Below are 25,511 nucleotides of genomic sequence, written 5' to 3'. Positions count from 1 at the left end.
TCTCCCTGTGTTCTTGAATTCGGCCTGCTTCACGCCAGTTTCAACGGCAGCGAGCGCAAGCGCTGGCCCGTCAGCTTGAACACCGCATTAGCCACCGCCGGCGCGACCGGCGGCACGCCCGCTTCACCCACGCCTTGCGGATGCATCTGGCTCGGTATGATGTCCGTGTCGATCACCGGGCAATCGTCCATTCGCACCACCGGGAAATCCAGAAAGTTTTTTTGCTGCACCTGGCCGTCGACGAGTGTGATGTCGTCCTGCAACGCGGTGGAGAGACCGAAGACGACCGCGCTCTCCATCTGCTGCCGGATCAGATTCGGATTGACCGGCATGCCGCAATCAATCACGCAGATCACCCGATGCACCCGAATCTTCTTACCCGGCCCGATCGACACCTCCGCGACCTGCGCGACCACGCTGCCGAACGCCTCGTGCAACGCGACGCCACGCGCACGCGGCGCTCCGTCGGCGGCATGCGCTAGCGGATGCTCCCAGTCCGACAACGCCGCCACGCGCTTTAACACCGCCAGATGCCGCGGATGCTGCTCGAGCAGCGCGGCGCGAAATACCATCGGATCCTTGCCGGTCGCTACCGCAAGTTCGTCGGTAAAGCCCTCGGTGAAGAACGCCTGATGCGAGTGACCCACCGAACGCCAGAACCCGACCGGCACCGGCAATTCGACAATCTTGTGCGCGACGCGCGCAGCCGGCCATTCGTAGGGCTGATCGAAGGCGCCTTCGCAGGTGGTTTTATCGATGGGAAGACGCGGCGCGCCGTAGTAGCGCGCGAGCGCTTCCGGCACGATCGCCTGACTTGCCGACGTGGCCTGCCATGCCACCAGTTTGCCGTCGTTGTCGAAACCGGCCTTCAGCCGCGACAGACACGCCGGACGATAGAAGTCGTGGGTGAAATCCTGCGCTCGCGACCAGAGCGTTTGCACCGGACGGCCCCCGCCTTCGCGCGCGATCGCCGCGGCCTGAGCGATGAAATCCAGCTCCAGACGCCGGCCGAACGCGCCGCCGAGCAGAAGCGTTTGCACGTCGACTTTATCCTCGTCGAGTTCCAGCACTTTTGCCACATGGTGCCGCGCGAGGCCGGGCATCTGCGTGGAGACCCAGACCGTGGCTGTGCCGTCCGCGACCTGCACGGTGCAGTTGAGCGGTTCCACCGCGCCGTGCGCGAGATACGGCGCACGATATTCCGCGCTGACGGTGCGCGCCGCGCGGGTCATGGCAGCATCGACGTCGCCGAGGCGGTAATAGGCGTGGCCGTCGCTGTCGTCGAGTGCTTGCGCGAGGCGGCGGTCCACGTCCGCGTTCGACAACTTCGCCGCCGGGCCGTCGTGCCAGGTCGCGTCGATGGCGGCGACTGCGTTCATCGCGCGGAACGGGTTGTCGGCGATCACGGCGACGCCGCCGGTCCCGCCGCTGTACGGCGCGACGGCGAACGCCTTGAGGAAGCCCGGCATTTTGCGGGCGGCCGTCGCGTCGAACTTCGCCACCGTGCCGCCGAGCGTCGGACACATTACGACACTCGCGTAGAGCAGGCCGTCGGGCAGCACGTCGATGCCGAAGCGCGCCGTACCGTTGATCTTCGACGCTGCTTCGATACGGCGCAGCGGTTTGCCGATCAGTTTGAAGTCGGCGGGATCTTTCAGCGTTACCTTGCGCGGCAGCGGCTGCTGCGCGGCCATCGACGACAATTCGCCGAAGCTCGCTTTATGCCCCGACGGGTGCAGCACCTGACCGCCTTCAGCGCGGCACTCACCGGGCGGCACTTTCCATTGCGCGGCCGCCGCGCCGATCAGCATGGCGCGGGCCGACGCGCCGGCTTCGCGCATGGGCGTCCATAAATCGTTGATGCTCGACGAACCGCCCGTCATCATCGTGCCGGCTTCGCGCACCAGCTTGCGGGTCATCCAGACGGTGGCGCGCTTGACGGTACTGTCGTTGTCGGGGCGAAACGGCAAGTCGTCGATGATGCTTTGCACGCTGTTGTAGATCCTGTCGATGGGCGAGTCTTCGACGTGCACCCGCGACCAGTCGGCGTCCAGTTCTTCGGCAAGCAGCATGGCGAGGCCGGTATGGATGCCCTGCCCCATTTCCGCCTTGCACATCATGATCGTCACGCTGTTATCGGCGGCAATCTTGACCCAGCCGTTGAGCGCCACTTGCGTGCCTTGCGCCGGCAGCGGCATGGACGTGGTCAAACGCTGTCCTGGCGGCAGCACCGACCAGCCGACCAGCAACGCGCCGACCGCGCCGGCGCCGCCGAGCAGAAAGGTTCTGCGTTTCAACATGGCATGGTTCGATCAGCTTGCACGATGGCTGGAAAGCTGTGAGAGCGCGGGTCGGCGCCTGGGCGTTGTTCCTCGGAATAGTAATAAGACGGGCCACGGATGTGGGAGTTAAATGCGTGGGTTCAAGTCAGTGCGGCTTGGGGCGGGGGATGGGGAGGATGGTGGGGATGGGGGGTTGTCGTGGGGTGTTTCATTAAATGGGGGTGAGCAGGACGAAGTGGATTAGCCAGCGCGTCCTATTTGCGACGTTATCGGATTTCTGATCTGACTCAAATGTAGGCTGCGCGGAGCACGCAATGCTGTGAGTTCAGCGCAAAAATAGCAACTTCATCACATTCTGCCGACCACCCTCTCATACAAATTTTTGTATAATCGTAAATGACCGATGCGAAGTCACTCAAGTTCTGCGGTAGCTCACTGGACGACTTGCGCGAGTTCCCGCTCTCGGCGCGACGCGAGGCCGGCCATCAACTCGATCAGGTCCAGCGCGGTCGTGATCCCGACGACTGGAAACCCATGAATACGATAGGCCCAGGTACACGGGAAATTCGGATTCGCGACGCAAACGGTGCATTCCGGATCATTTACGTCGCAAAATTTGAAGACGCGATCTACGTGCTGCATTGCTTCCAGAAAAAGACGCAAAAGATCAGCAAAACGGATCTGGATCTCGCCGCCCAGCGCTACCGCGAAATGAAAGAGGTTAAGGCATGAGCAATCGAACATTTTCGAGCGTCTGGGACGCTATCGAAGACACGCCCGAGCAGGCGGAGAACATGAAGCTTCGCTCGGTGCTGATGATGGCGATCAAAGACCATATCGCCCGCACCGGCATGAGTCAGGCGGAAGCGGCCAAGTGCTTCTGCGTCACCCAGCCGCGCGTGTCCGATCTCATGCGCGGCAAGATCAATCTGTTCGCGCTCGACGCGTTGGTCAACATGGCGGTCGCGGCGGATATGCGTATCGAGATGCGCGTGCTGGACGGCCCCTCGAAACGCAGCCCAAGCGCCTCCGGCGATAAATCGGCAGCGCGCAAGAAGCCTGCTGCAGCCGCAAAAAAAACGGCAGCTGCAAAGAAGCCGGCCACAAAGGCGCCCGCACGGCGCAGCAAGCTCGGCGCCGCCGTTGCCGCGCAGATGCGCTGATAGACAGCTCACGCGCCACATCAGTAGAAAACAGATGCGACGGCCTCGCGCCACCGCACCCCCCTTCCACCTCACCGCCGGTTCGACCCCGACACGACATCGATCCAAACGGCCAGCACGAGAATGCTGCCCTTCACAATCATCTGCCAATAAGCGTCGACGTCGAGCATCGACATGCCGTTGTCCAGGCTCGCCATCACCAGCGCGCCGATCAGTGCGCCGTAGACCGTGCCGGAACCGCCACGCATCGACGTCCCGCCGATAAAGCACGCAGCAATCGCATCGAGTTCGCCCATCGATCCCGCCGACGGCGAGCCCGCCGCCAACCGCGCCGTGTTCACGATGCCGCCGAACGCGCACATCAGCCCCATCAGCGCGAAGATCGCCAGTTTCACGCGATTGGTGTTGACACCCGAGAGCCGCGTCGCTTCGAGGTTCGAACCGACCGCGTAGATACGTCGCCCGAACACGGTCTGCGTGGCAATCCACGTGAAGATACCCAGCAACGCGAGCAGCAACAGCACCGGCACCGGAATACCGCCATACCGATCGAGCGTGGCAACGAAACCGGCGAGTATCACACCCGCGCCGACCACCTTCACCACGTCCTGCCAGACCGGCACCACGCGCAACTGATAACGCTCGCGATTGCGGCGCTGCCGTATCGTCAGAAAGGCGAGCAGCAGAAAAAGCACCACCGCGAGCGTATCGCCAGCGAGCCGCGGCAAATACCCTTGGCCGACAAACACGAAACTGTCCGACACCGGCGCGATCGTCGATCCACCGGTCACGCCGAGCAGAATGCCGCGATACGCAAGCATGCCGCCGAGCCCGACAATGAACGAAGGCACACGCCGATAGGTGGACCACCATCCGTTGAACATGCCGACCAGCACGCCGAGCAGCATCACTACGGGCAACGTGACGCCGATCGGCCAGTGCCGGTTGACGTCGAGTATCGCCGCCACGCCGCCGAGCAAACCGAGCAGCGATCCGACCGACAGATCGATCTCGCCGGCAATGATCACGAACACCATGCCGCACGCAAGCATGCCGGTAATCGACATCTGCCGCAGCAGGTTCGACAGATTGCGCGGCGTGACGAACGCGCCGTGCGTGAGCATCGAAAAGAAAATCCAGATCGCGGCCACGGCAATCAGCAGCGCGAGAATCTTGTAGCGCGCGAACAATTGCTGAATGCGCTGCGGACCGGCAAATGCGCCTCGCGGCGCGGCTTCGTCGGCGCGTTGGGAAGTAACGTCGGGCGTCATGCGGCACTCGCTGCGGTTGGGTTCGTGGATCGCTGCACGGGACGGATCGCGGCGCTGAGAATGTCCTCTTGCGTGAGGCCGTCGTTGATGAAATCGCCTCGCAACTCGCCTTCACCGATCACCAGCACGCGATCGCTGATGCCGAGCACTTCGGGTAATTCGGAGGACACCATCACGATCGACATGCCGCGCTGCGCCAGTTGAAAGATCAGCTTGTAGATTTCATATTTCGCGCCGACGTCGACGCCGCGCGTGGGTTCGTCGAGAATCAGCACCTTCGGATTGGTCAGCAACATGCGTGTCAGCACGGCCTTTTGCTGATTGCCGCCCGACAGACTCGCAATCGACAACATGGGATGCGCGGCGCGCACTGAAAGCCGCTTCATCTCCGTATGAATCGTATCGAGTTCGGCTGCGGAGTCGATCCGCCCACCCGATGCGAAGCGCTGCAACACCGCGAGCGTAATGTTATGGCCGACGCTCAGCCCCGGCACGATGCCGTGGCGCTTGCGATCTTCCGGCACCATGCCGATGCCTGCGCGAATCGCATCGACGGGTGCGCGAATCTTCAGCGGCTTGCCGTCCATCACAACGGTCGCCTCGCTCACGCCCGGATACGCGCCGAAGATCGCCTGCATCAACTCCGTGCGCCCCGCACCGACGAGACCGGCCACACCGAGAATCTCGCCATGCCGCAGCGCGAACGACACATCGTTCACACGCTTGCGGCGCGGATTGGTCACGTCGAAACAGGTGACGTGGCGCGCCTCGAAGATCACGTCGCCAATCGGATGCGGCTCGCGTGGAAACAGGTTCTTGATTTCGCGGCCTACCATCAACGAGATGATGCGGTCGGTGGTGAGCGCGCGCATTGGCTCGGTCGCGACATGACGTCCGTCGCGAATCACGCTGATCGTGTCGCACACGGCCGCCACTTCATCGAGCTTGTGCGAGATGTACACGCAGGCCACGCCACGCCGCTTCAGATCGCGCACAATGTCGAGCAGAATCCGGATCTCGGAAGAAGTCAGCGAAGAAGACGGCTCATCGAGAATCAGCAGCTTGGCGCGCTTGTTCAGCGCCTTCGCAATTTCGATCAACTGTTGATGGCCGCCGCCATAGTTCATCACCGGCTGTGCGGCGTTGATTCCGCTGATGCCGAGTTCGCGCAGCAGTTCGTCGGCGCGCTGGTACATCGCGGCGTAATTCATGCGGCCGCCGGGCAGCGTGATTTCATTGCCGAGAAAGATGTTCTCCGCCACCGACAACTCCGGCACCAGCATCAACTCCTGGTGAATGATGATGATGCCGGCGCGTTCGGTATCGCGCACGCTAGCGGCTTTCAGCGGCTCGCCTTCCCAGATGATTTCGCCGTCCCACGTGCCCCACGGATACACGCCCGAGAGCACTTTCATCAGCGTCGATTTGCCCGCGCCGTTCTCGCCGCACAGGCCCACGCATTCGCCGGGCGCGACCGTGAGGTCGATGCCGTCGAGCGCCTTCACGCCGGAAAACGCCTTGACGATGCCGCGCATCGTCATGAGAGCTTGCGTCATTCGCTATGCCTCGCTGCAAGGCGCGCGACGGCGCCGACGCGCATGACACGCATCGAGGTCCGCCGCGCACACGTTACGCTCATTGGCTCGCGAGCTGGGCCTGGCTATAGAAGCCGTCCTTGACGACTACATCGACATTGCTCTTGGTGAGCAACGTGGGTTGCAGGAGCACCGTGTCGACTTTCTTCTTGCCGTTGTCGTATTGCGAGTTAAAGGCGGGTTTTTCGCCCTTTGCAAGCGCCACGGAGAGCTTGGCCGCTTCGCCGGCAATCAGTTTCAGCGGCTTGTAGACGGTCATGGTCTGCGTGCCGGCAATCACACGTTTCACGGCCGCGAGGTCCGCGTCCTGGCCCGATACCGGCACTTTGCCCGCCATGTGTTGCGCGGCGAGCGCCTGGATCGCACCGCCCGCAGTGCCGTCGTTCGAGGCGACGATCGCGTCGATCTTGTTGTTATTCGCCGTCAGCGCATCTTCGACAATGCGCAGCGCCGTGGACGCGCTCCATTCCGGCACCCACTGCTGACCGACTACTTTGATGTCGCCTTTATCGATGGCAGGCTTCAGTACCTTGAGCTGACCGGCGCGCAACATCTTGGCGTTGTTGTCGGTCGGCGCGCCGCCGAGCAGGAAGTAGTTGCCCTTCGGCTGCGCGTTGTACACGCCTTGCGCCTGCAATTCGCCGACTTTCTCGTTATCGAACGAGATATAGGCGTCGACATCGGCGTCGAGAATCAGGCGGTCATATGAAACCACCTTGATGCCCGCTTTTTTTGCTTCGGCGACTACGTTGCCTAGCGTCTTCGAATTGAACGGCACAATCACGATGACATCGACGCCGCGCGAGATCAGGTTTTCGATCTGCGAGATCTGCCGCTCTTCGCTCGCATCGGCGGATTGCACCGACACTTTCGCGCCGAGTTTTTCCGCTGCGGCGACGAAATAGTCACGATCGCGCGACCAGCGCTCGACGCGCAGATCGTCGATACAGAAGCCAATTTCCGGGTGATCCTTGCTTGCATGCGCGAGCGGCGCGGCAAGCGACAGGCTGGCGAGCACCGCTCCACATACGAGCGAACTCAATACGTTACGACGCGTTGCGAATTTCATCTCTGTCTCCTTCTTCTGATAGCCGGAATACCGGATTGGACGGTTTGCGCTGCGAGCCACAAGACCGGACAAGCGACAACCCAAAGCTTCCTGTTTCGCGCGGTCGACGTGGCCGCGCGATATTTTTAGTTAGTGTTGCGACATCTCGATGCACTGCTTCCTGAAACGCTGATCAACGTCCGCTGTAAATCGCCTGATTCACGATGTTTTCCATCAACTCCTGATGGCCGCTTGCGTGCTGCGGGTTCAGACCGCGCGCCATTGCGTCCTCTGCCAGCGTGGAGAGCGAATAATCGCCGGAAGAAATCTTGCGGCCGAACTCCGCATCCCAGCCCGCGTAGCGCTGACGTTTGAATTGATCGAGCCGATCGTTTTCGATCAGTACCGCCGCGCGCTCGACGGCGAGCGCGAGGTTATCGATCGCACCAATGTGACCGTAGAACAGATCTTCCGGATCGACGCTTTGGCGCCGTACTTTCGAATCGAAATTCATGCCGCCGGTTGTGAAACCGCCGTGCTTGAGAATTTCGTAGAAGGCGAGCGTCAGTTCTTCCACACTATTTGGGAATTGATCCGTATCCCAGCCGTTTTGCGGATCGCCGCGATTCGCATCGACGCTGCCGAAAATACCCAGCGCGTAGGCCGTGGCGATCTCGTGATGAAACGAGTGGCCCGCGAGCGTCGCATGATTAGCCTCGATGTTCACGCGAATCTCTTTGTCGAGGCCATGCTGCAGCAAAAAACCATGCACGGTCGCGACGTCGTAATCGTATTGATGCTTGGTCGGTTCCTGCGGCTTGGGTTCAATCAGCAGCGAGCCTTTGAAGCCGATCTTGTGCGCATGGTCGACGACCATATGCAGAAAGCGGGCGAGTTGATCGCGTTCACGCACGAGGTCGGTATTCAGCAAGGTATCGTAACCCTCGCGGCCGCCCCACAGCACATAATTATCGCCGCCGAGTCGTTGCGTCGCATCGAGCGCGTGGCGCACTTGTGTCGCCGCAAACGCGAACACCTCCGGATCGGGACTGGTCGCGGCGCCGGCCGCATAACGGGGATGCGAGAACAGATTGGCCGTGCCCCATAGCAGCTTGATGCCCGTGCTTTCCTGCTTGCGCGCCAGATAGTCGGCAATGCGCAAGAAGTTTTCGCTGTATTCCTTCAGGCTCGACCCCTCGGGCGAGACGTCGGTATCGTGAAACGTGTAGTACGGCGTGCCGAGCTTCGAAAAGAACTCGAATGCGGAATCCGCTTTCTGCTGCGCGCGCTCCATCGCGTCGCCCGCTTGCTGCCAGGGACGTCGAAACGTGCCTTGCCCGAAAATATCCACACCCGGCCAGACGAACGTATGCCAGTAACATACGGCAATGCGCAGATGTTCTTCGAGCGTCTTTCCGAGTACCTTTTTGCTTTTATCGTAGTGGCGGTACGCAAGCGGATTATCCGACTGAGGGCCTTCGTAGCGGATCTCGGGAATGTGTTCGAAGTAAGACATCAGCGTCTCCAGTTTATGGTGCACCGCAACCCGTGCGACGTCGCCGCGCCGGTTGACAAGGTGACGCCATGCTGCCGCTTGCACGATGCGTCGGCAATTGCGAAATTGCACAGCGTGCTTGATGTTTCTTACCGCCCATGATTTTGTTTCGCACCGGCGCGCGATTCGGGGCCTAGAATAACCAGACGCTTAAAACCGGTGCCGTTCAAACTAAGCATCTAACAGGAGACGAAGGCGTGACGGGCCATTGGCCCGCGCGCCGCTCACCGCCATGACCCGTCCGCAAACGCCACAGACGACCCATCGGATCGCACTGCTGTTCAACGCGAACAAGGTCTACGACCGCGAGATCATTACCGGCATCGGCAACTACCTGCTGTCCACGCGCGTGGCGTGGGACCTGTTCCTCGAAGAAGATTTTCGCTGCCGGCTGACGGGCATCGAACGCTTCGACGGCGACGGCATCATCGCGGATTTCGACGATCCCGCCGTGGGCGAAGCGCTGCGCGATTGTCCGTTGCCAGTGGTCGCCGTGGGTTCGTCGTTCGAAGATCCGGCGCACTATCCTCCGGATTTACCCTATATCGCCACCGACAACAGCAAGCTCGTCTCGCTCGCCTACACGCATTTGATCGGCGCGGGTCTCGAACACTTCGCGCTGTACAGCTTGCCGCAGGCGCAAGAGAACCGCTGGGCGCAACAGCGCGAACTCGCGTTCGCTCATTTGCGCAGCGCGGATGGACATAGCGCGGAGCAGATCGATGGCGAGATCTATCGCGGGCTTTCGACCAGCGCGCCCTCATGGAACCAGGCAACCGAGCAACTCACCGCGTGGCTGCGGGATTTGCCGAAGCCGGTCGGCATCATCGCCGTGACCGATGCGCGTGCGCGGCATCTGCTTCAGGCGTGTTTGATCGCCGGCATTCCGGTGCCCGAAGAAGTCGCGATCATCGGCATCGACAATGATCCGTTGACGCGCACGTTGACGCGTATTCCGCTTTCTTCGGTGATTCAGGGCACTGAGGAAATGGGCCGCACCGCGGCTCACCTCTTGCATCAGATGCTGCGTGGTGCGCGCTTTCCCGGGCGGCGCATTCTCGTTCCGCCTGTCGGCATCAACGTGCTCGAATCGACGAAGCACGAACCGCTGGCGAGTCCGTATGTGATGCGAGCGCGGCACTTCATTCGACAGTACGCGTGCCAGGGCATTCGCACCGAACAGGTTGCCGACTATGTGGGCGTGTCGCGTTCGTCGCTCGAAGAGTACTTTCGGCGCGAACGGCAGTGCACCGTGCACCAGGAAATTTTGCGTCATAAACTCGATGTCGCGAAAGCACTGCTGGCAAAGCGCGATGCGTCGAGCGCGGAAGTGGCGATCCGTTGCGGCTTTACGTCGCTGCAATACATGTACGCGGTCTTTCGGCGTGAACTCGGCTGTACGCCGCGTGAATACCAGGAGCAGGCGAATTCGACGTCCGCGCCGGGCTGAGCATGCCTATTCTCTTTTTTTCTCACTGACGACATGATCAGCATCGCACAACTTTCTTCCGAGCCGTGGGGCACATTGCGCGGTGGCGATTCCGTTCGACTCTTCACGTTGCGCAATGCGCACGGTATGAAGGTCGCCATCAGCGATCTGGGCGCGACGCTGGTCTCGTGGCATGCGCCGGATCGCGCCGGCGTGCTCGGCGATATCCTGCTCGGTCACGACACGCCCGCCGACTATGTGGCGGCCACCACTTATATGGGCGGCCTGATAGGCCGCTGGGCGAACCGCATTGCCGATGCGCGCTTCACGCTCGATGGCATCGAGTACACGCTCGACCGCAATGAAGGCGCGAATCTGCTGCATGGCGGCACGGTGGGTTTTCATCGCGCGCTGTGGGACGTGAGCGAGGACAACGGCGCGTTGCTCATGCGGCTGGAGTCGCCCGAAGGCGACGCCGGTTTTCCCGGCAACGTGACCACGCAGGTGCGCTACTCGCTCGACGACGACGGCACGCTGACCATCGCCTATGAAGCGATCACCGATGCCGCGACGCCGCTCAATCTGACGAGCCATCCGTATTTCAATCTCACGGGCCGGCCGGGGGCCGACATTCGCGGCCACGTGTTGTCGATCGATGCCGACCGCTTCTTTGAAGTCGATGCCGCGATGATTCCGTGCAAGCTCGCGGAAGTGGCAGGCAATGCCTTCGATTTCCGGCAGAGCGCGCCGATCGGCGCGCGGCTCGACTGGCCGCACGCGCAGTTGGCGACCGCCGGCGGCTTCGATCATTGCTACGTGCTGCACGATGCACGCGACGCCGGCAAGAACGGCGCCACTCCGCCGGTGCGGCAGGTTGCCTGCGCTTACGATCCCGGCAGCGGACGCGAATTGACCGTCTCGACCGATCAACGCGGCTTACAGTTTTATAGCGGCAACTGGTTAAAAGGCGACACAGGACGCGGCGGCGTTGCGTATCAAGCACATGCCGGTTTGTGCCTCGAAGCGGGCGGCTTTCCGAACCAGGTCAACATGGCTGAGCAGGACGAAGTGATCGTGCGAGCCGGCAGCACATATCGGCAAGTGACTGCATACCGTGTCGATGTACGCCAAGGCGTCTGACGCGATTGTTCACCTATTACGAACGACATTACATCACGCCGACTTACTGTTTGTGGCAACACTGAATTACCGTATCAGGGGTTTCCCCTAGACCCCGCCCTTCCTAGAATCCGTGCGTGGCGCCGAGATTGTTGCGGCGCCCAATAAAATATTCTCGGAGGGAAGCATCATGAAATCGCTTATCAAGGCAGTGGCACTAGTTGCGGTGTTCGCAGCGCCGGTGGCATCGTTCGCGCAATCCGAGCAGCCGGTCACGCGCGCCGAGGTCAAAGCGCAATTGAAGCAGCTCGAACAGGCCGGCTATAACCCCGCGGTCGCAACCGACTCCACCTACCCCGCTGACATTCAAGCGGCCGAAGCTCGCGTGGCCGCGCAAAACAGTGGAGCGACGGGATATGGTCCTTCCACGACTGGCTCGTCCGAAACCGGCTCCGGCGTTCCTGCTGGAAATCCGAATCTGCAAGGTCAGTAGGACGCAATCTGCTCCAGGCAATTCGATGCGAGCGCGTGGTTCAGGCATGCGCTCGCGTTTGTGCGTGGAATGCGTGACCATGACAGCGCGACGGCTTATAGCGCTCGCTCCGGTGGAGTTTCAGGGGTAGGTTATTGTGGTCGTTCTGAGGCTGCTGGTGAAGGAGGCGCATGCGATTGTGCATGGCGCCTCGCTTCGTCGATGCTTTTGATTCACCGCTATCCGTCGATCAGTGCCGCACGGCGACCGCTTGCTGCGTTTGCGTTTTTACGATCGACGCGGTTTTCGTGGGCGTTCTTTTTCGCTTGGCGACGTTGGCGGTGGGTTGCGATCCGCTCGCGAGCTTGGATGCTTCGGCAAGAAGACGCGTTGCGTGGCTGGCCGTCAGACGCGCTTGAGAGACGCCCTTTGCATCGAGTGCGATCACCTGGAAAAGCTCGCGATCGTTTTCGAGGTCTTGCTGATATTGCTCCGCAGTGTCGACGAGTAGTTCAAGCATAATCTGGCGGCGGCGTCTTTCGTCACTCGTAATGGGAGGATTCCTACATATCGAGGACGCGAGTGTAACCAGCGTATTCAGTTGGCTCAATTGCCGATCGCAGAAGTCGAATGCAGATAAGGCGAGTTTTTCGTACTGGAGTGCGTCGACAGGTGGGCGTGAAGCGGGTTGACTCTTAATGGGCTTGGTCATTTTGCGATCTCCCTGATGCTTGCTCAGATCGCCCGACACTCTCTTTGGGAAGGGTGAGCGGGCACGTAGCGGGATTGGAAGACCGGGATACAAACAAACCGGCGAGCCTTGCGGCTCCCCCACTACAGCCCGCCCATTGGAATATAGACGTGCAGCAGCAGACGCACGACCCGCTGGGCGGGTGTGCGGTTTGTATCACTGGCTTCCAAACCAGGTCGCCGGGTGTTTCCCGACGGCGAGGTGATTATAAATCAGGCGGGATTATGAGAGGGTAACTGTGCAGGCTAAAGGCTCGGTTTTGGACGATTGCACAGGTTAATGATGTACGCAGGCTTGTGCGCGCAGACGCCGGTTGCGTTGCACTAAGCGGACTGTCGCCGAGCGCGCCATACATTTCCCGATGTCTGGTCCGTGCGACCTATACGACGATGGCTGATATTCTAAAATCTATCAGTAGTCCCATTGCACCGGCACGAAATGGAAGCGTTCACCCTTCTTTGCAATGTGACCAATAGACGGGAACGCGACATGCGCGGCGGCCAGCAGAGCGCCCGTTTCAGCGGCTTCGTTGAGCAGCGCGATACGCACATCCGCAGCCACCTCAGGCTCGTGCTCGAAGCCATTTTGCCATCGGGGATTGTCGAAGTTGACTTCGAAAATCGCGTCGCCTACGAACGTCAGCTTCTCGCCGTTTGATGCGATGTCCACGACGCAGTGCCCCGGGGTGTGTCCGCCCGTCACGCGGGCCGACACGCCCGCTGCGACTTCCACGGTCTGATCGAACCGCACAATGTTTTCGCCATAGAGCTCGACGAACTTTGCAGCAGCCTTGCGGAGTGCGGGAGGAACCGTTTCCGGCATCACCGTCTTGCTGAAGTCCGGATTTTTCCAGAACTCCACTTCCGCAGCCGACACGTGAATGCGCACGTCCGGACGCAGCTTGGCCTTGACGCCATCAACGTTCAGGCCGCCGACGTGATCCATATGCATATGCGTAACGACAATGTCGGTGATCGCAGCCAGGTCGATGCCAGCCGATTCCAGGCGCATCACCGACCGGCCGGCGCGCGAGAAGTATTCGAAACCGTCACCCACGCCCGAGTCGATCATGATCAGGCGTTCGCCGCTGCGCACGAGCGCGATATTCAGCGCCCAGTCGTACATGTCACGTTGCAGGAAACGACCATCGAACCATTCGTTGCGGTCCGCTTCGCTCACGTTAGTGGACATGGTGGAGGTCGGCAGCGGCAGAACGCCATCGCTGATCAGCACGACATCGACATCACCCACGCGCACGGCGTAGCGAGAAGGCACGAGTTCGCCTGAACCTTCTTTGCCGAGGTTGGCGGTGACAGGCTGCACGTTACGGGTTGTTTCGCTCATGGCAATAGTCCTCTTAAACAATGGGGTAAGCAGCACCGGGCGGCGTGGTTCATTAACACGAGCATGAATTTCGCGCGCTGCGTGTTGCTCGCGTTTAGACATGACCGTGAGACTGATTCTAGTGAGCGGGGGTGAATGCCAGTAGCGTCGCGAATGTGCTCAGCGTGTTGTCCGAACGGCAACAATCGGCGAGTTTGAGGAGGGTATGTGAATGACGGAACGCGCTCGAGACGAATACGGAGGCGCGAGAAGTGATGCAGCCAGGCATGTGTGCGTTCGACAAACCATCGATACTTGCGACGGCCGCTGCCATGTGTGGGACGGTGCCTGGCCATCATCGGCTTGATGCCGCAATCGCACAATATCCGCCGATGCCGCTTGGGGTTGTCGCCGCGATCGGCGTGGATCACGCGCGCGCGTTGCAGTGGATGTCCGCGCAATCCGCGCATCGGCGGAATGGCGTCGCCGGTTGGTTGTGAAGGAAGGACGCCGCTACTTGCTTAGCGGGTGTGAGCCCCGTGACTAAGCGACGGCCGCATGAACTCGCGGAACCGCACATCTACCGGTGCGAGCAAATGCAAACTCGGTCTACTGCCTCTCCCGCTCGTCCGGCATATGCCGCCGCATAAAAACATCAATACCATCCACTCGCGACGAAGCAAACGCCCTGACCACCACAACACCCACAATACCCAAAACAATCAGCACAGCAGAGATCTCAAACAAGGTCATATCCACGATAAACCTCCTCATAAACCGGGAGCAGCCACGGCGCGCGACACCATCGCCGCGACCACGCCTCACACTCCCAGTTTACGAAGACAGACCTCGACCACCAAACGAGCATTTTTCATCGCTATGTGAGAAATACTCGCCGTAGCGCCAATCCGGCGTCACGCTCACTCAATGCCGCTCCGGATAACGCAACCTCGAATGATTCCGGCCATAAGACATGTAAATAGTCATGCCGATCACAAGCCACACAACAAGCCGCACCCACGTAACAAGCGGCAGCCCAGCCATCAGCAGCAGGCAAAACAGAATCCCCAAGACAGGCACAACCGGCACGCCAGGAACCCTAAAAGGACGTGAAGCATCCGAGTCACTGCGCCGCAAATAAATCACCGCGCCGCACACAAGAATGAACGCGAACAAAGTGCCGATACTGACCATCTCTCCGAGCACGCTGATCGGCGTAAGCGCCGCCACGATTGCAACAACCGAGCCAATCAGAATCTGGCTCAAATGAGGCGTCTGAAGACGCGGATGAACTCGCGCGAACAGAGGCGGCAGCAAACCATCCGTCGACATCGTGAAGAAAATGCGGCTCTGCCCGTACAGCAGCACGAGAATCACCGTGGTCAAACCTGTCAGCGCACCGATCTTGATCAGAATGGAGAACCAGTTCATGCCGATGGCATCCACACCCTTGGCGATCGGATCAGGCACATTCAGTTCAGTGTAAGGCACGAGCCCAGTGAGCACACCTGCAACGAGTATGTACAAAATCGTGCAGATGATCAGCGACCCGAGGATGCCGATCGGCATGTCCCGCTGCGGTCTTCTCGCCTCCTGCGCCGCGGTGGAAACCGCATCGAAGCCGATAAACGCGAAGAACACCACGGCCGAGCCGCGAAGAATGCCGCTCATGCCGAAGTTGCCGAACTCGCCGGTATTCGCGGGAATAAACGGATGCCAGTTCGCCGGCTTGATGAAAAACAGGCCGAGGGCGATAAAGGCCACCACCACGACCAGCTTGACCGCCACCATGATGTTGTTGAGCCGGGCCGATTCCTTCGTACCGAGCACGAGCATGATGGTAAGAATGGCAATGATCGCTATCGCGGGTAGATTGACGATGCCTGTCGCGGTGGTGCCATCTGCCAGCTTGATGACGGTGCCAGGTGCAGTGGCGAGAACGGGCGGGATATTGATACCTACGTTATGCAGCAAGCTCACGATATAACCGGACCATCCGACCGCCACCGTGGCGGCGCCCATCGCGTATTCGAGGATCAAGTCCCAGCCGATGATCCACGCGAATATTTCACCCAGCGTGGCATACGTGTACGTGTAACTGCTGCCGCACACCGGCAACATCGCCGCCAGTTCCGAATAACAGAGGCCGACGAACGCGCATGCAATGCCCCCGAGCACGAACGACAAGATGATGCTCGGGCCGGCGAATTGCGCTGCGGCGGTGCCCGTCAGAACGAAGATGCCGGCGCCGATGATGGCGCCGATACCCATCGCGGTGATGCTGGTGGCGCCGAGTGTTTTCGATAGTGAGTGGCCTTCTTCCGCGTCGGCGCTTCCTACTATATCGGCGACGGATTTCCGTGCCATGTAGCTCGTATCAGCCATGATGAGTCGTCCCGTTCGAATGGTGTTGGGCACGAGCCGACCCGGCTTGCTTCGGCTCGCGGATCACGACAAAAACATCTGTTACTGAAAACTAGCGGGTAAGGTAAGGGGAATGGAAAATTCAGTGTAGTCCGAATTAAAAACAAAGTGAATATTTGATTCTGTCCCGCCCACGGTTAAAACTTTGCTCGCGTTCTTAGATAATCCTCAAATCTCCACTCGCGCCCCCAACTCGATCACTCGATTGGCCGGCAGCTTCAGATAAGCCGCGACGTTACCCACGTTATGCAACATGACCGAGAACAAGCGCTCTCGCCACATCGCCATGCCGCTATCACGAGTCGGCACGAGAGTCGCACGGCTCAGGAAGTAGGAAGTCTCGGCCGGCTCGAATGCCAGCCCGTGAGCCTTGCAAACTTCGAGTGCGCGCGGTAGATCGACTTCATCCATGAAACCATACGTAATCGTGACCTGGTAGCATTCCGAATCGAGGGAACGCACGCTCACACGCTCACTGGCAGGCACCCACGGTATCTCCTCGTTGTCGACCGTCACGAAGACGACGCGTTTGTGCAGCACGCGGTTATGCATCAGATTGTTGATCAGCGAATGCGGCACACCGTCAGGATCCGGCGAAAGAAAGATCGCCGTGCCACCGCAGCGAATCGGCGATTCCTTCAGCAGCGTCGCCAGATAAGGTTTGAGCGGCGTCGTCCCGGCTCTCACGCGCGCTTCGGCACGCATCATCTCCCAGCCTCGACCCCAGGTTGCCATGATCGTGTAGATAATCAGCCCGACCAGAAGCGGGAACCAGCCGCCTTCCATGAACTTCAGCAGATTCGCGGAAAAGAATGCCGCGTCGATCACGAAGAAGAAACCGGTCGCAACCACGCACAGCAGCCAGTTGTAATGCCACGCATAGCGAATGACGAAGAACGTCAGAATGGTCGTGATCAGCATCGTGCCGGTCACGGCGATACCGTACGCGGAACCGAGCGCCGTGGATGAACCGAAGCCGAGCACAGCAGCCAAGACTGCAGCCAATAACGTCCAGTTGATGCCGGGCACGTAGATTTGCCCCATCTCCCTTTCCGAGGTATAGACAACGTTCATGCGCGGCAGAAAGCCGAGTTGCATCGCCTGCTTGGTCATCGAATACGTGCCCGAGATAACGGCTTGCGACGCGATCACGGTCGCAACCGTCGAGAGCACGATCATCGGATACAGCGCCCATTGCGGAAACAGTTTGTAGAACGGATTTTGCAGCGCGCCCGGATCGGCAAGCAGCAACGCGCCCTGCCCCAGATAGTTCAGCGCGAGCGCCGGAAACACGAGGCCGAACCACGTCAGCCGGATCGGTTTCGCGCCGAAATGTCCCATGTCGGCATACAGCGCTTCCGCGCCGGTCAACGACAGAACGACCGCGCCCAAAGCAACGAACGCCAGCCACCGATGATGCATACAGAACGCCAGCCCCGTGAGCGGATTGAGCGCGACGAGAATCGCGGGCGCCCGCATCATGTTGACGACGCCCCCCACCGCAAGCACGATGAACCAGAGCACCATCACCGGTCCGAACACGATGCCGATACCGGCCGTGCCGCGTTTCTGCATCAGGAACAGCGTGACCAGCGCAACCAGCGTCACGGGTATCACACAGGTCTTGAGGAACGGCGCGGCCACTTCGAGACCTTCGACCGCGCTCAGCACCGAGATCGCCGGCGTAATCACACTGTCGCCGTAAAAGAGCGCCGCGCCCATGATGCCGATGCCCAGCAACGCATGGCGCAAGCGCGGCCGCCCGGCTACAGACGACGCGGCCAGCGCCAGCAGCGCCATAATCCCGCCCTCACCGTGATTGTTCGCGCGAAGAATCAACGTGACGTATTTGAGCGAGACGACGACGATCAACGACCAGACGATCAGCGACACAATACCCACCACATTCAGCGCATTGAGCGACAGCCCGTTGGCCGAATCGAACACCGTCTGCAACGTATAAAGCGGACTGGTGCCGATATCGCCATACACCACACCCAACGCTGCCAGCGCGAGCGCGGGCGTCGCCGGGCGGTGATGCTCGCGCCCGCCTGAATTGCCCGCATCGGCCGCGGCGGATATTGTCTGGCTCATGTCTCGCTCCCAGTTTCGCGTTCTCGCGGTGCAGCATTCGGCTTGAGCCGATGCACGTGCGGAACCGATTCCTGCTTTTATCAGGCCTCGTTTTTTTCGAGGAGTCGCCTGCGTCCCACGCAACAGTCCGCCTCGCGCAAGCAACTTTCGTACGAGAAACACGCGTCCCAATCCCTAACGCCTGACGCGCATTCATATTGTTCTGATGTTTCGCGTATCTGCCTTTGGCTAGCGCGAACTGTCTCTTTTCCTGAAGACGGTGTGCCACTAATTCAACATATACCATCGGCCGTTTGCCGCGCTACTGATACGTGAAGTAGTGACAGATTTATTCTTGGGCAGACATGCGAGGCGCAAGCAGGCGCTGCACTGCTTTGCCATGCGTATCGCCACCATGGCGATGGTCACGATCGGTGCGATGCTCGGCCATGTCATCGGTCATGTGGTGCGCAGGCCCGCGGATCACCAGGCCATTAGGTCCACTCCGCGTATGACGCCGCCGACCGCCTGTATGATGGCGGGTCCGCGTAGACCTGAACGTCCGGCCAGAGTCCACGCAAACGCATCCATTCACGACAACCCAGAGGAAGATTGGCATGACGGCAGCAACGCAATTCGATCAGGTTTCCATTGTTAAACGAGCAAACGTCTATTTCGACGGCAAGTGCGTTTCGCACATGGTTCTGTTCGCCGACGGCACGCGCAAAACGCTTGGCGTGATCCTGCCGGGCGCGCTCAACTTCGGCACCGACGCGCCGGAACTCATGGAAGTACAGGCCGGTCAATGCCGCATCCGCCTCGAAGGCAGTGACGAGTGGAAGACGTACGGTGCGGGCGAGTCGTTCTCGGTGCCCGGGAAAAGCCGCTTCGATATCGACGTGATCGAAACACTCGACTACGTCTGCAGCTATCTGTAAAACGTGTCGCGTCGCGCGACGTCGACAATCGCCGGTTGGGCACGCGCCACCGCCCAACCGGCGAAGAGACAAGCACGGATTGAAGATTCGGTTGCGATCAACGGCGCTCGTCTCACGTTCGCTCAGCCACGCACCGACGTGTTTCGACATTGTTCAATAGCGCCTCGAAATCCTCGATGGGAAGCGGGCGGCAGAAATAATAGCCCTGATACGCGTAGCATCCCGCCGCAGCGAGGAAATCCCGCTGAGCCTCGGTTTCGACGCCTTCGGCGATCACACCCAAACCGAGGCTGCGCGCAAGCGCCACGATAGTTCTGGCAATCACGGCGTCGTTCGGATCGATCAGGACGTCGCGCACGAATGAGCGGTCGATTTTTAGCTGATCCAGAGGCAGCCGCTTCAGGTAGGACAGCGACGAATAGCCGATGCCAAAATCGTCGAGCGCGAAGACAATGCCTTTCGCTTTCAGCGCGCTCATCTTCTCAATGATGTCCTGCACGTTGTCGACCAGCACACTTTCCGTCAGCTCCAGTTTCAGCCTGTCAGGCCGCGCGCCGGTGCGAGCGATAATCGTCAATACGTTGTCCACGAAATCGGCTTCGCGGAACTGTTGAACGCTGACATTGACCGCGATCGTGAGATGCGCCATGTCGGGCCGCGTTGCCCATTGCGCCAGTTGCGCGCAAGCGGCCTCCAGCACCCAGCTCCCCAGCGCAAGGATTAGTCCGGTCTCTTCCGCGAGCGGAATGAACTCAGCAGGCGGCACGATACTGCGCTGCGGATGCTGCCAGCGCACCAGCGCTTCCGCACCTGTCACTCGCGTACCCACAACCTGCGCCTGGTAGTGGAGCAGGAACTGATTGTCTTCGATGGCGTTGCGCAGGCCCGCTTCCAGCGCGGCTCGCTGCACCACGACGGTCTGCATGTCGGGATCGAAGAAACGCACGGCATTGCGTCCCCGTTCCTTGGACTTGTACATCGCGAGGTCGGCCTGCTTGAGAAGTTCGTCGATCGAGGCCTGATGTCCTCTGAACACGGTGGCGCCAATGCTCGCACTCGTGCGGTACTCGATCCTGCCAAGCTGGTACGGACTGCCGAGAACGGCGAGGATTCTTTCGCCCACGGCCTCCGTCTGATTGGCCGCCTCCTGCCGGTTCTTATGCAGATTGCCGAGCACCACCACGAACTCGTCGCCGCCGACTCGCGCCACGGTGTCGCTTTCGAGCACGCTATCTGCCAGACGCCGCGCCACTTGCTGCAGCAGCAGATCGCCTTTGTCGTGGCCCAAGGTATCGTTCAACGTCTTGAAGTGATCCAGGTCGATGAACAGCAGCGCGCCGCATGCTTCGTTGCGGGCGCTGGCCGTGATCGCCTGCCTCAGGCGGTCCAGCAGTAGCGTGCGATTGGGCAACCGGGTCAGCGCATCGAAGAAAGCCAGTTCCTTGATCCTCTCTTCCGCGATCTTGCGCTCGGTAATGTCGTGATGCGTGCCGACATAGTGGCTGACGGTGCCGTCGTCGCTCATCACGGCGGAGATCGTGAGCCATTTCGGGTACACCTCGCCGTTCTTGCGGCGGTCCCAGACTTCTCCTTGCCATCCGCCCGCACTGTGAATCGCTTCCCGCATCTCTTCGAAGAATGCGTCGTCGTGGCGGCCGGATCGCAGCACGCGCGGTGTCTGGCCGACGATCTCCTCGGCCGTATAGCCGGTACATTCGGTGAAGGCCGAGTTCACGCGCAGAATGGTGGCGCTCGCGTCGGTGATCATCATCGGTTCCATCGAGTCGAATGCGACAGCGGCAATGCGCAGCTCAGCCTCGACCTGTTTGCGCTCGGTAATGTCGCGGCCGCTCATGCGAAAGCCGATGAACTCGCCCTTGGAATCGGCAATGGGAACCCAGGACGCGGACAGCCACATAAGTGAGCCGTCCTTGCGAACACAGCGAAACTCAAGGTCATTGCCGCGCAAACCCTGTAGCGCCTTCTGGAATTCAGGCGCCACGCGGGGAATGTCCTCGGGATAAATCACGGTGCCGGCAAAATCCGGTAAGGCCATGCACTCGTCGACGGTGTAGCCGATATACGCCTGCACCGCCGAGTTGATCCAGCGCGGCTTGCCGTCGGGTCCCCACCAGATTTCCCAGTTGACCGTACAGTCGGCGATCGCGCGGAATTTCTCTTCGTTCTCGCGCAATTCCTTTGTCATTGCCGAGGCTAGCCGCATCGCCCGGCCGCGGCCGGTCATCATCAGCCAGGTGAGCAGCGCCAGCAACAAGCTGAGGCCCGTGCCGGTGCTGGCGATAAGGAGCGCGGCGTTGCGGCCGAAGCGGGCCTTGAAGTCGTCGTAGGCGCTCATCGAGAGCGTCCAGTCATGTCCGCCGACAACCAGATATTCATAGGCCGACATGTCCGCAGGCCGACGATGACCGGGCGCCTCTGGCGTCTTGTGCAACAGCGCGGCGGCCGACATTTCGACGCCGTCGTAGATAGCGATGGTGAGACCAGGCGGCTGCTCGCCATACAGGCTGGCGATGACATCGTGCATGCGGAACGACGCGAACACCCAGCCGACCAGGTGCGCGCGGCGCTCGGCGACGCTGTCTTGTGGCTGGCCTCGTGCATAGATCGGCAGGTACATGACGAATCCGGGGCGAGTATTGCCGCCGGAATCCACCGAGAGGCGAACTTTGCCGGAAAGGGTCGCTATGCCGGAGTCGCGCGCCTGCTCCAGTGCGCGCCGCCGGACCGGATCCGCCCATGCATCGAAGCCGGGCGCCGCGCGATTGATGCCGATGAAAGGCTCGCGCTGGATGATGGGCGCATAGTTCTCGCGCGCGCCTTCGGGCTCGATCGCGTAGTCGGGCACGCCCTGCCGGCGCATGGCCGTTATATGCTCGAGCTTTTGCGCCGCCGGCACCCACGCGACGATGCCGATCGCCTGGATACCGGAGAAGTTGGCGTCGAGATTGAGCGTGCCGACGTAGTCACGAAACCGGCCGCGATCGATCTCGCCCGTCGCGGCGAACAGGCTCTGCACACCGCGTAGCAAGAGCTCGTACGTGCCCATGCGCTGCTCGATCCGGCTGACGGCGTCGCCCAGCGAATAGTTGAACTGGGACAGCAGTTCATGACGCGCGGATTGCCGCTCATGGTCCCATAGCATCCAGGTCACGCTGAGCGCGGCGGACAGGACCAGAAACGGAAGCAGGACGAGGCGTGCCCAGTTCACGGCTGCGTCTTGAAATCGACCATCGAATCGGCGAGGTCGGGTTTGAAGTACTTCTCGAAGATGCGCCGCACGGTGCCGTCCGCGCGCATCTCATTCACCAGCGCGCGCCACTTTTCCCGCTCGGCCGGCGGCAGTGCCTTCTTCGACATGATGAGGCCGTGACGGACGGCGGGGTCGTCGAATTCCACGATGGTGGTGACGTCGCGGATTTTCTTTTCATCGATTGCAGGGTAATCGAAAGGCTCGATGATCATGCCTTGAATGCGCCGCAGGATCAGTGCCTGATACAGCGGATCCAGACCGCCGGCCTGGCTGACACGATTTTCAGCGGAGAGCTTGTCGACCAGCCGGTTTGCCGAGTCGCTATAGCGGAAGCTGCGGATGACGCCGAGCTGAAACTGATCGTTGTGTTCGAAGTCGGCCAGCCGATGAATTCCAGCGTCCTTGCGCACCAGCAGATAGTACTTGTTGCTGAAGTACCAGGCGAAATCCGCGTACTCATTACGCTCATCGTTGGCAATGCCCGACAGGCTGAAATCCAGAGCGCCGGATTCAATCAGCTTCCAGATCCGGGCTCGCGACATCAGGCTGACTCTGATCTGGCAACCGCTGCGGCGAATCAGTTCATCGGCGAAGTCCTTGTCGATCCCAGTATCTGTGTCGACGGAATAGAGCAGGCCGTGATCGTGCAAAGCGAGCGTAAACGAACGCGAACATTCGGGACCCGCGGCCATGGCGCTACCCACGCAGCTTAGCGCCAGCAACAAACCCCCGAGGCAATGTCGAATCACAGTGTCTCCGTCGTACGAAGATGACTTGAGTACCACATTCAGTTTTCCCGACGATGGCACCGACGAGATCCTGCTATTGGGTCATTTTGAATGCGGCCAATGAGATGCCAATTTTTTTACGGACTGGCCAGCATACACCTGTCCGTAGTGCCAGCGGAACATCCAACCGAAAGCGCTCTTCACGCAATATCGGCAACGGGCTGCAGTTCTTGAGACGGCGGTTGTTATTTTTTTGCGCGGAAGCGGATTCTGTCCATTTGGAGAACTTCCACGATCAGACGCCGAGTAAGCACAATTCATCAACCAATGGCACTATTCTTCCCACCCTGCTAGATTTTTACTCAGCCGAATCATTGATCGGGAGAGATCGATGGCCGACAGACCGACTTCCAATGCCTCCGCCGTCCGTTCGCTGGTACTGATTGCCGTGGTCGTGGCCGCGCTGGTCGCGGCCTTCGCCTATACGGCCGGCTGGCTCTCGCCAGGGCGTCTCACGCCGGCCAAGATCGTCAACGGTCTGGCGCCGCCGGGCGGCGCGGCGCTCGGCTTCCGGCGCAATCATGCCAAGGGCGTCTGCTTTACCGGCACTTTCGAATCGAACGGTGGAGCCGCGGTCCTCTCCAAGGCGCCGATGTTCGCGCCTGGATCGTATCCGGTCACAGGACGTTTCAACCTCGCGACGGCCGACCCCAAAGCGCCGGACGCCACGGTCAGGGTGCGAGGCCTCAGCCTGCGCATCGTCGGACCGGATGGAAGCGAATGGCGCACGGCGATGATCGACGCGCCCTTCTTCCCGGTCGCCACGCCGCAGGCGTTCTACGACCTGCTTCAGGCGTCGGCCAACACGAGCAATCCGGACGCGATGAAGAATTTTGTCGCCGCGCACCCGGAGTTCGGCACATTCGTCGGCTGGGCCGGCAGCGCGCCGTGGACGGCCTCGTACGCGCAGGACCGCTATAACAGCCTCAATAGCTTCATCTTCACGAATGCACAAGGGCAGGAGCAGCCTGTACGCTGGTCCTTTGTACCGGCAGCGCAGCCCGAGGCTGTGTCCGCCGACCAGTTGAAGGCGAAAGGCGCCGACTTCCTCGCCGCGGATATCACGCAGCGGGTGCAGAGCGCTCCGCAACGCTGGACGCTGGTCATCACCGCCGCCAACCCAGGCGATCCGACCGCCGACCCCACCAAAGCCTGGCCGGAAGACCGACGCAAGGTTGAGGCAGGCACGCTGGTGGTCAACGCAATCGAGCCCGAGGCCGACGGTCCGTGTCGCGATCTCAACTTCGATCCCACGGTCCTGCCGTCCGGCATGCACGTCTCGGACGACCCGTTTCCGGCCGCGCGCTCAGCCGCCTATTCTGTCTCGTTCAACCGGCGGACCGCCGAGGATAAGGACTATCCGCGCCATCCGGCGGGAGGAGCCACGCCATGACGACCCCGATCCACGCTCGCTTCACACCGCTGCAACGCGCGCTTCATTGGCTCATGGCGATCTGCATTCTGGCGATGCTGTTCATCGGCGTCGGGATGGTGTCCACCGTCCGCCCGGATTATCTTTCGCTGGTGTCGATTCACAAGCCGCTGGGTATCGTGATTCTCGTGCTGGCGCTGATTCGCCTGGTAGTGAGGTTGACGCGCGGCGCACCGCCGCTGCCGGCGTCGATGCCGGAACCGATGAAACTCGCCGCCCGCCTCTCGCATCTCGCGTTCTACTTATTGATGATCGGGCTGCCGCTAATCGGCTGGGGCATGCTGTCGGCGGCGGACTATCCCGTCGTGGTGTTCGGAATGCATTTGCCGTCCATCCTGCCGCATAGCAACGGTCTGCACACGCTGCTATGGAACGCGCACAGAACGCTGGCGCTGTGTTTCTTTGCGCTGATCGTGCTTCACCTGGCGGCGGCGCTGCTGCACGCGCTAGTGAGACGTGACGGTGTGTTCGAGGCGATGGCGTCCTGGTCGAGGCGGTGAGGCACGCGCCTTCGGCGATTGAAACGAAGCGGGCGACCTGCACAGGCCGCCCGCGTCAAACTTTACTGAGTTACCGC

Annotated in this window: 19 protein-coding genes and 2 pseudogenes; 8 read left to right on the top strand and 13 right to left on the bottom strand. The window is 60.7% G+C overall.

The genetic code is table 11. The annotated features are described in order from the left end of the window. Positions 1–29 precede the first annotated feature (29 nt). Positions 30–2,300: a xanthine dehydrogenase family protein molybdopterin-binding subunit gene (locus B0G82_RS27840; RefSeq protein ID WP_121309720.1), complete on the bottom strand. Its 2,271-nt coding sequence runs from the start codon at positions 2,298–2,300 to the stop codon at positions 30–32. 378 nt (positions 2,301–2,678) lie between these two features. On the opposite strand from B0G82_RS27840, the gene B0G82_RS27835 reads away from it, so the two are divergent. Both B0G82_RS27835 and B0G82_RS40190 read left to right on the top strand, forming a co-directional pair. Then, on the top strand, positions 2,679–3,014 hold the full coding sequence (locus tag B0G82_RS27835; RefSeq protein WP_121309719.1) for a type II toxin-antitoxin system RelE/ParE family toxin: 336 nt from the start codon (positions 2,679–2,681) through the stop codon (positions 3,012–3,014). After that, positions 3,011–3,283 (top strand): annotated as a pseudogene (locus B0G82_RS40190) (helix-turn-helix domain-containing protein); the annotation flags it as partial. The gene B0G82_RS27835 and the pseudogene B0G82_RS40190, both read left to right, overlap by 4 nt. Positions 3,284–3,516: 233 nt before the next feature. Here the strand turns inward: B0G82_RS40190 and B0G82_RS27825 are convergent. The 4 genes from B0G82_RS27825 to xylA form a co-directional block, all read right to left on the bottom strand. Beyond that, complete coding sequence (locus B0G82_RS27825; protein WP_116122382.1) at positions 3,517–4,716, bottom strand: sugar ABC transporter permease; 1,200 nt, start codon at positions 4,714–4,716, stop codon at positions 3,517–3,519. Next, entirely contained in the window at positions 4,713–6,272 is a 1,560-nt protein-coding gene (gene xylG, locus B0G82_RS27820; RefSeq protein ID WP_121309717.1) for a D-xylose ABC transporter ATP-binding protein, read from the bottom strand. The genes B0G82_RS27825 and xylG overlap by 4 nt, the downstream gene beginning before the upstream one ends. Positions 6,273–6,351: 79 nt before the next feature. Further along, the gene (gene xylF / locus B0G82_RS27815; RefSeq protein ID WP_121309716.1) at positions 6,352–7,380 is read right to left on the bottom strand and encodes a D-xylose ABC transporter substrate-binding protein; all 1,029 of its coding nucleotides are present in this window, start codon (positions 7,378–7,380) and stop codon (positions 6,352–6,354) included. Between the two features lie 172 nt (positions 7,381–7,552). Beyond that, positions 7,553–8,875 (bottom strand): xylose isomerase, encoded by a 1,323-nt coding sequence (gene xylA, locus B0G82_RS27810; protein WP_121309715.1) that lies wholly within the window; start codon positions 8,873–8,875, stop codon positions 7,553–7,555. A 271-nt stretch (positions 8,876–9,146) separates the two neighbouring features. Between xylA and B0G82_RS27805 the strand changes: the two genes are divergently transcribed. The 3 genes from B0G82_RS27805 to B0G82_RS27795 all read left to right on the top strand — a co-directional run bounded on the left by B0G82_RS27805 (position 9,147) and on the right by B0G82_RS27795 (position 11,955). After that, positions 9,147–10,364, top strand: coding sequence for a DNA-binding transcriptional regulator (locus tag B0G82_RS27805; RefSeq protein ID WP_121310882.1), 1,218 nt, complete (start codon positions 9,147–9,149; stop codon positions 10,362–10,364). 33 nt (positions 10,365–10,397) lie between these two features. Then, positions 10,398–11,483, top strand: a complete 1,086-nt coding sequence (locus tag B0G82_RS27800; RefSeq protein WP_116147195.1) for an aldose epimerase family protein — start codon at positions 10,398–10,400, stop codon at positions 11,481–11,483. 169 nt (positions 11,484–11,652) lie between these two features. Next, positions 11,653–11,955: a DUF4148 domain-containing protein gene (locus B0G82_RS27795; protein ID WP_106282724.1), complete on the top strand. Its 303-nt coding sequence runs from the start codon at positions 11,653–11,655 to the stop codon at positions 11,953–11,955. 229 nt (positions 11,956–12,184) lie between these two features. On the opposite strand, the gene B0G82_RS27790 is transcribed toward B0G82_RS27795, so the two are convergent. The 6 genes and pseudogenes from B0G82_RS27790 to B0G82_RS27770 all read right to left on the bottom strand — a co-directional run bounded on the left by B0G82_RS27790 (position 12,185) and on the right by B0G82_RS27770 (position 18,526). Continuing rightward, positions 12,185–12,646, bottom strand: a complete 462-nt coding sequence (locus B0G82_RS27790; protein WP_121309714.1) for a hypothetical protein — start codon at positions 12,644–12,646, stop codon at positions 12,185–12,187. Positions 12,647–13,096: 450 nt separating this feature from the next. Further along, positions 13,097–14,029, bottom strand: a complete 933-nt coding sequence (locus tag B0G82_RS27785; RefSeq protein WP_116147189.1) for an MBL fold metallo-hydrolase — start codon at positions 14,027–14,029, stop codon at positions 13,097–13,099. A gap of 221 nt (positions 14,030–14,250) precedes the next feature. Then, positions 14,251–14,493, bottom strand: a pseudogene (locus tag B0G82_RS27780) (IS5/IS1182 family transposase); the annotation flags it as partial. Between the two features lie 124 nt (positions 14,494–14,617). Then, positions 14,618–14,767 (bottom strand): hypothetical protein, encoded by a 150-nt coding sequence (locus B0G82_RS39835; protein ID WP_158608194.1) that lies wholly within the window; start codon positions 14,765–14,767, stop codon positions 14,618–14,620. Between the two features lie 165 nt (positions 14,768–14,932). Next, positions 14,933–16,393: an amino acid permease gene (locus B0G82_RS27775; RefSeq protein ID WP_116147188.1), complete on the bottom strand. Its 1,461-nt coding sequence runs from the start codon at positions 16,391–16,393 to the stop codon at positions 14,933–14,935. A gap of 207 nt (positions 16,394–16,600) precedes the next feature. Beyond that, positions 16,601–18,526, bottom strand: a complete 1,926-nt coding sequence (locus B0G82_RS27770) for a potassium transporter Kup (protein WP_121309713.1) — start codon at positions 18,524–18,526, stop codon at positions 16,601–16,603. 596 nt (positions 18,527–19,122) lie between these two features. Between B0G82_RS27770 and B0G82_RS27765 the strand changes: the two genes are divergently transcribed. Further along, positions 19,123–19,443, top strand: coding sequence for a pyrimidine/purine nucleoside phosphorylase (locus B0G82_RS27765; RefSeq protein ID WP_116147184.1), 321 nt, complete (start codon positions 19,123–19,125; stop codon positions 19,441–19,443). Between the two features lie 112 nt (positions 19,444–19,555). Here the strand turns inward: B0G82_RS27765 and B0G82_RS27760 are convergent, their stop codons facing one another. Both B0G82_RS27760 and B0G82_RS27755 read right to left on the bottom strand, forming a co-directional pair. Further along, positions 19,556–22,672: an EAL domain-containing protein gene (locus tag B0G82_RS27760; protein WP_121309712.1), complete on the bottom strand. Its 3,117-nt coding sequence runs from the start codon at positions 22,670–22,672 to the stop codon at positions 19,556–19,558. Next, positions 22,669–23,463 carry a transporter substrate-binding domain-containing protein gene (locus B0G82_RS27755; protein WP_116147180.1) on the bottom strand — a complete coding sequence of 265 codons (795 nt, stop codon included), beginning with the start codon at positions 23,461–23,463 and terminating at the stop codon, positions 22,669–22,671. The genes B0G82_RS27760 and B0G82_RS27755 overlap by 4 nt, the downstream gene beginning before the upstream one ends. A 370-nt stretch (positions 23,464–23,833) precedes the next feature. On the opposite strand from B0G82_RS27755, the gene B0G82_RS27750 reads away from it, so the two are divergent. Further along, positions 23,834–24,895 carry a catalase family peroxidase gene (locus B0G82_RS27750; protein WP_121309711.1) on the top strand — a complete coding sequence of 354 codons (1,062 nt, stop codon included), beginning with the start codon at positions 23,834–23,836 and terminating at the stop codon, positions 24,893–24,895. Further along, positions 24,892–25,434, top strand: coding sequence for a cytochrome b/b6 domain-containing protein (locus B0G82_RS27745; RefSeq protein WP_121309710.1), 543 nt, complete (start codon positions 24,892–24,894; stop codon positions 25,432–25,434). Before B0G82_RS27750 ends, B0G82_RS27745 begins: the two co-directional genes overlap by 4 nt. Positions 25,435–25,511: the final 77 nt, after the last annotated feature.

Source organism: Paraburkholderia sp. BL17N1, from assembly GCF_003634175.1.
Lineage (GTDB): Bacteria > Pseudomonadota > Gammaproteobacteria > Burkholderiales > Burkholderiaceae > Paraburkholderia.
The sequence above is the reverse complement of the archived record's forward strand: the minus strand, read 5'-3'. Positions and strand labels throughout refer to the sequence as shown.